Source organism: Massilia sp. LjRoot122 (genome assembly GCF_964252725.1).
GTDB lineage: Bacteria > Pseudomonadota > Gammaproteobacteria > Burkholderiales > Burkholderiaceae_D > Telluria.
Window position 1 is genome coordinate 1,018,359 of sequence record NZ_CAXUPB020000001.1, and the last position, 10,857, is coordinate 1,029,215.

Consider the following 10,857-nt stretch of genomic DNA (forward strand, 5'->3'; position numbering starts at 1 on the left):
GCTGAAAGTTCCCCGCATCAGTCCGGAAATGGCTCATCTATTGATCCCTGAGGGGTCAGGGCGCGCTACCCGGTGTACGGCGCGCCGCGCGGCAGTGCCCGGCGCTATGATTTGAGCAACAACAAGGGCCGCGCCAGGCCCGATTTCGATCAATGTAATCAAGGCACAAGGCGACAGATGGTATACCGATGGGAAACGCCTGCCAGTGTCTGGCAGGAGGACGAGGAAGGGCAGTTTGCCTTGCTGGCCAGCGAAGGGCTGGGCCGCATCGACTGGCAGGCGCATGCGCCCGGCCGCCTGCCTGCGCGTCTGTCGGATATTGCGCGCCTGCTTGGCGCCTCGCTGCCCACCAGTTGCGGCTGTGCCCCCATCTACCCCGAAGGCTTCGCTTTCTGCCCCAACTGCGGCAAGCCGCTGCAGCGCCTGCCGGGCACGCCGTCGCGCCTGGCCGGCTGGTGGGGCCCGGGCGGCGACGCCATGCTGCCGCGCCACGTGCCCCACGGCCTGCCGGTCACTTCGCTGCCGCTCGGCGACAGCCTCGAAGAACGTCCGGCCGCGCCGCATCCCGGCCGTGCCGACCGCAGCATGCCGGTGCCGCCGAATGCCTGCTGCGTGTTCGCCGCCGCCCATTACGGCTTTCCCGAACAGCGCCTGCTGGCGCTGGCCCACACCCGCGGCGTGCTGCAATACTGGGACCCGGTGGCCGGCCTGTGGCACGTGATGACCCCGGAAGAAGGCGCCGCCGGCCTGGCCTTCACGGTATCCGCGTATGCATGGCTGCCGGTGCTGGAGCCGCGCCGTGGCGAAGTCGCCATCGTGCCGACCAATGGCGGCCTGCAGCGCCTGTGGATCAATCCCGTCAGCGAGACCTACCGCCTTGAACCCGTGCTGGAGGCGCCGCTCGCCGCCGCGCCGGGCGCCATGCGCCGCCACATCGCCTGCCTGCTGGCGCCCGATGGCGCGGTCCGTTTATGGAGCACGCGGGTCGATACCGGCGACGTCGAGGAATACGCCTGTCCGGACGTGCCGGCAGCGGGCTGGTCGCGCCCGATCGGCTACGACGGCCGCCTGTTCTGGCTGCACGAAGAGGGCCAGCTTGCCTGGCGTCCGGGCGAGCCGCCGCTGTTCACGCCCTGGCCGCCCGGCTGGCAGCCGCGCCTCGCCTTCGGCGGCCCGACCCAGAGCCGCGACGGCCGCCTGTGGCACATCGGCCATGACGGGCAGGGCTACTCTTTCCTCGAACTCGGCAGCGAACGGCCCGAGGCTGCGCCGATCGACGGCGCGCGCCTGGGATTCGCCAATTTCCTGTTCCGGCGCGGTCACCCGGTGGTCGACGAACCCTGGTCGGGCGAGCACGTCGAAGACCTGAACCAGGACGAGACCCTGGTGCTGCCGCTGCTGCGCGCCTTCAACAACAACCGCAGCCAGCCGAGCGGGCTGGTGCTGCGCCTGCACAAGGTCACCGGCCGTGCCGAAGACGCGCTGGAAAACCGCGTGATCGCGCGCACCACGATCGAATGGATCGGCCGGCGCAACGTCATCCTCGACGAAGTGGTACGCCTGGCGCGGCCGCTCGATTGCGTCCCCTTCGTGTACGACGGCTGCCTGTGGCTGCACCATCCTGACTGGAACGCGGTGCGCGGCTGGACTCTGGAAGAGCAGGCATGAGGGCGCTGTCCCGGCACATCGTGGCTGCGCTGGCGCTGCTGTTCGCGGCAGCCGGTGCCTGCGCCACGCCACACGTCTTCCTGGTGCAGAACTCGGGCTGGATGGAGCCCTTCTACAGCGACCCGAACAGCCAGTTCAAGCCGCTCGTCGGCGCCCTGGCCGGGGCAGTGGTGCAGCCGGGCGACGCGCTGGTGCTGGCCGCCTTCAACCAGTCGCTGCCGGGCGCGCCGTCGCCAAAGGCGCTGGCCTCGTTCAAGGTCGACGGCAAGACCGTGCGCAGCCGCGTCGACGCGGCCCTGGCCGGCCTCGACACGGCGCGCAAGCCGAACAGCAGCGCCTTGGCCGACACCGACCTCGGCGAAGCGGTGCAGGCCGCGATTGCCAGCGCGCTGGGCGGCAAGCCGGGCATCGTCTGGCTGGTGACCAACAACCGCAACAGCCCCAACAACGACCAGGCCACGGCTGCGCGCAACCGTGAGTTCTATGAGCTGATCCACCGCGGCCGGGCCATCGACAAGGTGGTGGCCTTCCCTCTGCGCATGCCGGTCCAGGGCAAGCACTATCAGGCCAACGGGTTGATGATCTACGCCTTTGCCGTCGGCCAGGAGGGCAGCCGCGCGCTCGACGGCCTGCTGGCCTCCGGCCGCATCGCCCGCGTGATCACCGAACGGCCGGCGCGCCTGAAGCCGCTCGACCGCGACACCGTGCGCCTGGTGCCGGCCCAGGTCGAGGATGCGCCCGGCGTGGCCTTCTCGCAGGCCCCGGGCGGCGCCCTGCGCGCCGACGTCGATCCCGATGCGCGCACGCCGCGCGCCAGCGTGCGCTGGCAGCTCGAGAACACGATGTACCCGTACACCATCGTCTCGGCCACGCTCGGCGCGCGCTCGATGCTGGCCGGCGAAGACCGCAAGATCGCCCTGGCCAGCAGCCGCGTGGAGAATCTGGCGCCGGGCAAGCCGCTGCCGCTCGGCTCGACGATGCAGCTGCCGGTGGCCCAGCTGCCCGAAAAATGGTCGATGGCCGCGCTCAAGTCGGCCGGCTCGGCCTATGTGCTGCCGGGCCGGATCGAGCTGCACCTGGCGAACCAGCGCCTGGCCCTGTCGCAGGACTTCCGCCAGCGCATGGCGGCGCTGTTCCCGGGCGACCCGCTGCCCGATATCTTCACGCCGCCGCCCAGCATCCAGGCCTCGACCGCGGTGCTGCCGCTCGAAGTGCGGGTGCATTACGGCATGGGCCCGCTGGCGGCACTGGGCGGCCTCGCGGCGGCGGCGCTGGCGGCAGCCGGCGCGGCCGCGTGGATGTATGGCAGGCCGCGCGTGGCCCAGGTCACCGTGGAGGACGAGCTGCGCACGATGCGGGCCCGTCCCGGCACCACGCAGCCGATTTACGACAAGGCCGGACAACAGGTGGCGATGCTCAAGACCACCCTGTTCGGCCACCAGCTGACCGACCTGCGCGAAGGCGCCCAGGTCCGGCTCGGCCGCTAACAATAAAAAGGAAAGGAAACCCCATGCAAGGCACCCAGAAACCATCCGCCCCGTCGCCCGCCGATCCCGGCTTCAAGCTGCCGGAAGAATCGGCCTCCACCCAGGACACGCTGCCCCAGACCCAGCCGGAAACTGCAGGCCGTCCGGTCGAGGTAGTGCCGGGCACGACGACTGCGCCGGTGCCGGCCACCGACACCTCGTCGCGCGACCTGGCGATCGGCGCGGCGGTGTTCGTGGTGCTGCTGGTGGTGTACTTCTTCGTGCGCAACGCCTACGTGCACCACCTGGTGGTGCGGCGGGTCGCGCCCTCGTCGGCGGGCAGCGCCGGCTGGCTGCTGTTCGTCGGCCTGGGCTTCCTGTCGGCCGCCGCGGTGCTGGCCATCATCAATGCCAGCAAGTTCCTGACCTTCGCCGTCACCGGCCCGCTGGTGGCGGTGGGCTTGGTGGCGCTGGTCGCGGCCCTGTTCATCGGCCGCCGCTAATTTACCTGAAAGACGCGATATGGCAGATTTCCCCAACCCCGCAGCCGTGAACGCCAAGGCAGAGCTGAAAGTCGACCTGCGCCCGACCCTGTTCATCGGCGCCGGCGGTACCGGCATGGAAGTGATGATGCGCATCCGCCGCCGCATCCTGTCGGCGGTCTGGAACCGGCACAATCCGACCCGGGTCGAGTCGATCGCCGACTTCCCGGTGGCGCGCTTCCTGCACTTCGACCTCGACAACAATGCCGTCATCGACGAGGGCAAGTCGCAGCGTACCGATCCCTGGTACGAACTGGTCAAGCTCACCGACGAAGAACGCCTGGTCGAGCCGCTCGACCTGCCGCAGTATCACGAGTCCGACGACAGCCTGGCGCGCTTCCCGCTGATCGAAAGCTGGATGCCGCTGCGTCCCAAAAAACTGCGCTCGCTCGGCATCGACCCCTCGAAAGGGGCAGGGCAGATCCGCGCGCTGGCGCGGCTCTACCTGTTCGACAAATACCCCAAGCTGCGCGGCCGCATCAAGGGTGCGCTGAACTTCCTGAGCAGTAATGCCGGCATCGAGCGCAAGGAGAATTACCAGCGCCTCGGCCTGCAGGTCGATACCTCGAAGTTCCGCATCGTCGTCATCGCTTCCTGTGCGGGCGGTACCGGCGCCGGCAGCGTGCTGGACCTGGGCTGGCTGTCGAAAGCCATCGCGCGCCAGGAAGTCTCGGACAGCCAGGTCGACCTGGTGCTCCTGATGCCCGGCGGCTTCGCCAAAGCCAACAAGGAGCGCACCGAGGCCAATGCCTACGCCACCCTGATGGAACTGGAAACGGCGATGCGCGACATGAACGCGCAAGTCCACTGGATGGACCCGGACAGCATCACGGGCCGCGGCGCGCCCTTCGACGACGTGTATTTCGTCGATACCGCCAACCTCGCCAACAAGGCCACGCTCGACGTCAAGGACGTGTACCAGATGGTGGCCGACACCCTGTTCGAAGACTTCGCCTCGGCCGACTTCGCCAACCGCAAGCGCTCGGTCGCGGTCAACCAGCAGCAGCACAAGCTGGGGCCCTACAACCCGCGCGTGCCGGAGCAGCGCTTCGGCGACATGCGCCTGTCTTACTCCAAGGTCTATTCCGCCTTCGGCCAGTCCGTGCTCGACACCCAGCAGAGCCTGCGCGACGACATTCGCGCCTATGAGCTGGCCGGGCTGATGGTGAAGGCCTTCTTCGGGCTGGTCGGGACCGATGGCATGGCGGCACGCCGTGCCGGCGACGCCGAGCGCGACAGCTTCATGCGCGAGCACATGGACATGGCCGAACGCCCCTTCGACATCTTCCCGGACTTCCGCAAGGGGACGGTGGACGTGACGCCCTTCCCGGAATACGCGCTCACCGGCGCCCTGCTGCTCGACAAGGACGGGCGCCTGCTGCTCGAGCGGGTCGAGAGCAAGGTGCAGCTCGAAGTGGACCGCATCATGGCGTCCTACGACATCCGGCAGTGGCGCGAGAAAGTGGCCGAACTGCTGCCGCAGCTCGAGCGCGACGCCATCCGCGAAGCCGGCGCCACCGCCGAGACCAGCGAAGATCGCATCAAGCGCCACACGGGAGAGTTGACGGGCCGCCTGAAGACCCGGGTGCGCGAGCGCCTGTACGCCCTGCTCGACGACCGCAAGCAGGGCGGCCTCGAATTCGTGCTGTCGCTGCTGGAGCAGGTCAAGGCGCGCCTGTCGCAGCGCGACCTGGCCAACGCCGAGCGCAACGGACGCCGCTACCGCGACATCCGCGACGCGCTGCGCACCCGCCAGGTGGAGGAATCGCTGAACAACCTGTCGCAGGCCGCCGGGCGCATGTTCGGCAAGGAGCCGCAGGCGCGCGAGGTGATGAACCACCTCAAGCGCGACATCGCCGACTACCTGCGCTTCCACCTGCTGGCGGTGGCGGCCGGCCAGTCGACCGAAGTGATGCGCAATATGTCGGCCTGGCTGGGCGAACCGCAGTCCACCGACGAACACGGGAATGCCCAGTGGAGCGGCATCGCCGGCGAATTCCAGGAAGGGCGGCGCATGGTGCAGGCGATGCTGGTCGCGGCCGACCAGCGCATCAGCCAGCTGCGCGCCGATGCGCGCCAGGAGCACGCCACCTACATCAAGCTGGCCAGCGACGTGCTGCCGCCGCCGGTGCGCCTCACCGGCGACGTCAGCGCCTGGAGCGAGGAAGTGCTGCTGGAGTTCGGCGGCTCGGCGCGCCTGTTCCCGCAGCTGGGCGACGAGCGCCTGCGCGCCGACCTGCTGCTCAAGCTGTTCCGCCGCGCCCAGCTGCAGCTGTCAAGCCAGGAGCTGGAGCAGCCGGAGCCGGTCGACCCGCTGCTGGAGCGCCTGTCGTCGATGACGCCGCAGGAGCGCCAGCGCGTGTTCGCCGAATGGATCCGCAGCGCCATGCCCTGGGTGAACGCGCGCTTTTCGGCCGAGTTCACGCCGAATGCCGACCAGTTCAAGTGCTTCATCGGCGTCGGCGACGCCGGCGCCTGGCGCAGGATGGAAGCCGAGCTGCGCGCCGCGGTGCCGACCGGTTACTTCCACGGCGAGCTGCTCTCGGTCGTCAACACCGGCATCGCCGGCAAGGCGGTCTGCTACATCGAGCTGTCGGGCTACCCGATGACGGTGCTGCGCGGCCTGCCGACCTGGCGCGCCTCGTACCAGATCGAGAACCCGAAGATCCCGACCCATCTGCATTTCGACGCCACCCGCTTCCGCCATCCGCTGTCGCCCTCGATGGATGAACTGAACCGCCTGGCCGACGACTACGAATGGTTCCTGCAGGCGATCGCGCTCGGCGTGATCCGTCGCAAGGCCGACCTGGGCGACCGCGAGGCCAGCTTCCAGCCGCGCGGCCAGTATCTGTTCGAAGTCGAGCCGGGATCGGGCGAGTGGCTCCAGATCGGCAACGAGTATGCGATCCGCTCGAACGGCTTGCCGCCGTATTACCGCGACGGCGTGATCGGCGCGGTGCGGCACCGCCTGGCGAACGTGGGGCCGCACCAGCTGGTGCTGCTGGCAGCCCTGATGCGCTACTACCAGCTGCGCGTGTACGAACCGCGCCTGGAAGTGGACGAGACCGGGGCCCAGTTGCCGTCGCCCTCGCTGCCGAACATCACCGCGCGGCGCCTGTATGAAGGCTGGATCCGCCGCGCCGCCGCGCTCGACCCGACCCTGTCCCCGAGCCAGATCGAAACCGCGCTGGCGGGCATCCAGGGCTGGACCGAGGCGGTGCCGGATTCCGCCGGCGATGCCTACAGCTGGGAAGTCGAGCGGCCGGTGGACAAGCGCGTGCTGCTGCCCGAGTATCTGGCCAGCGACGAGCGCGCCGCCGTGGTCCTGCAGCGCCGCGCGGCCGGCGGCGTGGAGCTGGCCAAAGCGCCGGTGCAAGTGGTGCAGCCGCGCTACAAGCTGTTCGTGCAGGGCGCCCAGCGCGGCCCGTTCACGATCGACGAGATTGCCCGCCAGGCGGCGCGCGGCGAGATCGATGCCGCGACGCGCGCCTGGAACATGGCCTGGAATCCGAAGCTCGACAAATGGAGCACCGTCGGCGCCTTGCCCGAGCTGGCGGCGGTGCTGGGCGATGCGATCCCCGATCCCGACGATGCGCCGGGCGGCGCCGACGGCATCCCTGACCCGGAATGAAGGACGGCATGGTGCAAGACGACGCGGTCTACCGCTGCATCGGCCCGCACTGCGGGCGCCTGATGCCGAGGCGGGTGAATTTCTGTCCCTGGTGCGGCACGGCCCAGCAGGCCGCGCAGCCGGCTGCCGTGCCGCCGGTGCTGGCGAAGCCGCCTGTGGAGCCGCCGCGGCCTGTGCCGGCGGCGCCCGCAGCCGCACCGGCTGTCGCAACGCCGACGCCGGCCCCCATGCCGTCCACGCCGCCGCAAGCACCGCCACAAGCGCAGCAAAAAGCGCAGCAAGGGCGCGAGCCCGGCATCCCGCCGCCACCGGGCGTCGGCCGCGGCGCCGCGTCCGGCCCATCGCCGGCGCCACCACCGCGGCGCGCGCCGATACGGCTGCGCTGGTGGATCGCCGCGCTGGTCGCGCTGTGGCTGATCTGGACGATCGTGCGTCCCGAAGGCAGCCGCATCGAGCGGCGCATGGAGCGCGCCGTGGCCCTGGCCGTCGAGTGCAAGGCCAAGCAAGCGCAGGATGAACTGATCGCCCTGCGCGATACCCGCGCCACTCCCGAGCAGCTGCGCCAGGTGCAACAGTCGCTGAACAAGGCGGCGGCCGACTGCACCCGCGCCGAACAGCGCGCCAGGGCCTGGCGCGAGACCACCGGCGCGGTCCAGAAGCTGCGCCGGGCGCGCACCTATGACAAGGCGCTGGCCCGGCTGGCCGTGTTCACCAGGCGCTGGGGCGAGGACGAGCAGACCCGCGCGCTGAGGCTGGAGATCAACGACGAGCGCGAACATCCGCTGGCCGATCCGAGCCGCGGAGAATAAGCGGGCCAAGCGTCAGCCGCGTTTTCCGGCGCCGGTGTATGCTGGTCGGCAAGCAGACAGCCAGGAGGCGGACATGAAAACGAACATGTTGGGCACACTGCTGCTGCTTGCCGCGCTGGCAGGCTGCAGCCGTGAAGAAGAAGCGATGGGGCCGGCCCAACGCGCCGGCAAGGCGCTGGACGACGCCGGGGCCAAGGTCACCCACCAGGTGGACAAGGAGCTGGCCAAGGCCGACCGGGCCGCCGAGGAAGCGCGCGAGAAGATCAAGGATGCGACCAAGGATGCCAGGAACGGCCTGGAGAAGGCCACCGAAAAGGTCGGCGAGAAAGTGGAAGACGCCGGGGAGAAGATCCAGGACGTGGCTGATTAATCGACCGATAGCCAGCTTGTGATTAATTAGCCGCCCTAAAAGCCGTCATCCCGGCGAAGGCCGGGATCCAATTCCGTCGCTCAGAGTTTGCGTTCAGCGCGAGGAGGAAGCAGCGCGCGACGAACTTGGGCGGAATAATGCCAGTGGCATTATTCCGGCCTTCGCCGGAACGACGGCGCATGCGTTGGTAGCCACGCTCTACGCGCTGGCCCGTAACTCCTGCTGATTCCCCAGCACCACCGACAGATTCACCTGCCCCGCACGCCATGCGCGCTCCAGGTTCTGCTCGATCTCTTCCACGCAGACCTGTGCCGGATCGCCGAAGCCCTGCACCCCGTAGGCCCGGTTGCGGCCATGCGACTTGGCCAGGTACAGCGCCATGTCCACCATATTGACCGCACGTTCCCAGGGCAGCATCTGCCCGCCGCAGCACAGCGGGAAGGGCGCGAAGCCGATCGATACGTTCACGCTCAAGGAGTGGCCGCCGTGCGCGATGCGCACCGCCGAGATCCCGGCCAGGATGCGCTGCGCGACTTCGTCCAGGCCCGCGCGCGGAATGGCGGGAAGGAAGGCCAGGAATTCCTCGCCGCCCCAGCGCACGATCATATCGGTCTCGCGCAGGATCTCGCGCAGGCTGGCGGACATGGCGGTCAGCACTGCGTCGCCGGCCGCATGGCCCCAGGTATCGTTGATGTGCTTGAAATGGTCGACGTCCAGCAGGAAGAGGGCGCCGCACTGCTCGGCGGCGGCGGCCTGCAGGCCGGGCTGGGGCATCGCGCGCATGTATTCCAGGAAATGGCGGCGGTTGTACAGCCCGGTCAGCGGGTCGAGCACGCTCTGCTGCTTGAGTTCCCGGTTCTTTTCGTAGAGCTTGGCGTTGGCCTGGCGCACCTTGCGGTACAGGAGGCCGACTACCACCGAAGCCAGCCCGAAGACCGCCGCCAGCAGCCACCAGACGCGCTGCTGCAGGCGGTTGACTTCGTTTTCGCTGCGCAGCAGTTCGATCTGGCGCTGCTTCTTTTCGGTTTCGTATTTTGCCTGCAGGTCGAGTACCGCGCGCTGGCGGCGCTTCTCGAACAGCGCGTTCGAAATCTTGCGTTCGCGGTGGTAGGCGCGCAGCGCGCCCGGCAGGTCGCCGGCGCGTTCGAGCGCCTGGCCGTATTCGACCAGCACCGCCTGCAGCTGCGGCTGGTCGCCCAGGTTCTCGTAGGCCGTCATGCCGGCTTCGATATGGCGCTTGCCCTCGGCCAGGCGGCCGGTGGCCAGATAGGCCTGGCCCAGGTTGAGGCGCGCGGTCGCCTCCAGGCCGGCGTCGTTCAGCGCACGCGCCGCCGTGACGGTCTGTTCGGCATAGCGCGCGGCATTGCGGTAGTCGCGCAGCTTCAGATAGCAATCCGACAGGTTCACCAGCGAATAGGCGGCGCTCGCGTGGGCGCCGAGCGAGCGCTCGATCGCCAGGCTTTCGAGCAGGGCCTTCAGGCCGCGTCCGTACTGGCCGGTGGCGGCCGCCAGGCCGTATTCGGCGTGCTTGAGGGTCGCCATGCGTCCCGGCGAATTCGTCTTTTGCGCCGCCTCGATGGCTTCGGCCAGCGCTTCGAAGCCCTTGTCGTACTCGCGCATCTGCTCGTAGAGGCCGATCAGGGCATTCAGCGACATGACGATCTGGATCGGGTCGCCGTGCCTGCGCGCCAGCGCGGCCGCCGCCTGCAGGCGCTCGAGCGCCTTCGGGAAGTTGCCTTCTTCTTTAAAGGACTCGCCCGACGAGATCGTCGCCCATACCTTCAGGTCGCTGTCATCCGTGGTATAGGCCAGCCGCTCGGCTTCCCAGGCCAGCTGGTGCGATTCCGCCAGTTCCGAGCGGCGGTAGGCGATGTAGGCCTTGCGCAGCAGCCCCTTGGCGAGCGCCACCTTGTTGTTCCGGCTGCGGCCGATGGCTACCAGCTCGTCGGCGACGGCGCCGGCTTCTTCGAGCTTGCCAAGGCCGTAGTAGCCGTTCGACAGCTGGTTGAGGAACTCGATGCGCTCCCTCAGCGCTGCGCCCCGGCCTTCCTGCTCCATTGCAAGCAGGATCGGCAGGGCACGCCCGGGCACGTACTTGTTGAGTTCACGGATTTCCGCCAGGCGGCCGGCCAGGGACGTCGTACCGTCTGCCGCCGCCACTGGTGCGGTGCTGAGCGCCGCGGCAAGTGCGATGCATCGGAGAAGCGCTGGCAGGCAGGGGTGGAGATGGGCCATGGAAGTATCGGAACGCTGGCAAAGTCACATCCGTTGATGTCATTCAATTATATTCCTGTTGCACAAGGGAAATTCGCTTTCTCCCCAATTGTCACCAAAAAGACACACCGCGCTCATCCCCCGTTTTTGACCGCTT

7 protein-coding genes are annotated in these 10,857 nt (G+C 68.7%); 6 read left to right on the forward strand and 1 reads right to left on the reverse strand.

All coding sequences use genetic code 11. The features are described 5' to 3' along the window. The first annotated feature begins 177 nt into the window (after positions 1 to 177). From ACSQ25_RS04400 to ACSQ25_RS04425, 6 genes are all read left to right on the forward strand, one after another. A complete protein-coding gene (locus ACSQ25_RS04400; RefSeq protein ID WP_436104494.1) occupies positions 178 to 1,668 on the forward strand; it encodes a hypothetical protein in 1,491 nt (496 codons plus the stop codon). Further along, positions 1,665 to 3,155, forward strand: a complete 1,491-nt coding sequence (locus ACSQ25_RS04405) for a hypothetical protein (RefSeq protein WP_436104495.1) — start codon at positions 1,665 to 1,667, stop codon at positions 3,153 to 3,155. Before ACSQ25_RS04400 ends, ACSQ25_RS04405 begins: the two co-directional genes overlap by 4 nt. A gap of 23 nt (positions 3,156 to 3,178) precedes the next feature. Continuing rightward, the gene (locus ACSQ25_RS04410; protein WP_436104496.1) at positions 3,179 to 3,637 is read left to right on the forward strand and encodes a hypothetical protein; all 459 of its coding nucleotides are present in this window, start codon (positions 3,179 to 3,181) and stop codon (positions 3,635 to 3,637) included. Between the two features lie 19 nt (positions 3,638 to 3,656). Next, entirely contained in the window at positions 3,657 to 7,307 is a 3,651-nt protein-coding gene (locus tag ACSQ25_RS04415; protein WP_436104497.1) for a tubulin-like doman-containing protein, read from the forward strand. Positions 7,308 to 7,315: 8 nt separating this feature from the next. Further along, positions 7,316 to 8,116, forward strand: coding sequence for a hypothetical protein (locus ACSQ25_RS04420; RefSeq protein WP_436104498.1), 801 nt, complete (start codon positions 7,316 to 7,318; stop codon positions 8,114 to 8,116). Between the two features lie 73 nt (positions 8,117 to 8,189). Next, positions 8,190 to 8,486 carry a hypothetical protein gene (locus ACSQ25_RS04425; protein ID WP_436104499.1) on the forward strand — a complete coding sequence of 99 codons (297 nt, stop codon included), beginning with the start codon at positions 8,190 to 8,192 and terminating at the stop codon, positions 8,484 to 8,486. A 198-nt stretch (positions 8,487 to 8,684) separates the two neighbouring features. On the opposite strand, the gene ACSQ25_RS04430 is transcribed toward ACSQ25_RS04425, so the two are convergent. Continuing rightward, positions 8,685 to 10,721: a diguanylate cyclase gene (locus tag ACSQ25_RS04430; RefSeq protein WP_436104500.1), complete on the reverse strand. Its 2,037-nt coding sequence runs from the start codon at positions 10,719 to 10,721 to the stop codon at positions 8,685 to 8,687. Positions 10,722 to 10,857 lie beyond the last annotated feature (136 nt).

Bases quoted from the DNA above. Each gene is read 5' to 3' on its own strand.
- ACSQ25_RS04410 (WP_436104496.1), top strand. From the start codon at position 3,179: ATGCAAGGCACCCAGAAACCATCCGCCCCGTCGCCCGCCGATCCCGGC.
- ACSQ25_RS04430 (WP_436104500.1), bottom strand. From the start codon at position 10,721: ATGGCCCATCTCCACCCCTGCCTGCCAGCGCTTCTCCGATGCATCGCA.
- ACSQ25_RS04405 (WP_436104495.1), top strand. From the start codon at position 1,665: ATGAGGGCGCTGTCCCGGCACATCGTGGCTGCGCTGGCGCTGCTGTTC.
- ACSQ25_RS04425 (WP_436104499.1), top strand. From the start codon at position 8,190: ATGAAAACGAACATGTTGGGCACACTGCTGCTGCTTGCCGCGCTGGCA.
- ACSQ25_RS04415 (WP_436104497.1), top strand. From the start codon at position 3,657: ATGGCAGATTTCCCCAACCCCGCAGCCGTGAACGCCAAGGCAGAGCTG.
- ACSQ25_RS04400 (WP_436104494.1), top strand. From the start codon at position 178: ATGGTATACCGATGGGAAACGCCTGCCAGTGTCTGGCAGGAGGACGAG.
- ACSQ25_RS04420 (WP_436104498.1), top strand. From the start codon at position 7,316: ATGGTGCAAGACGACGCGGTCTACCGCTGCATCGGCCCGCACTGCGGG.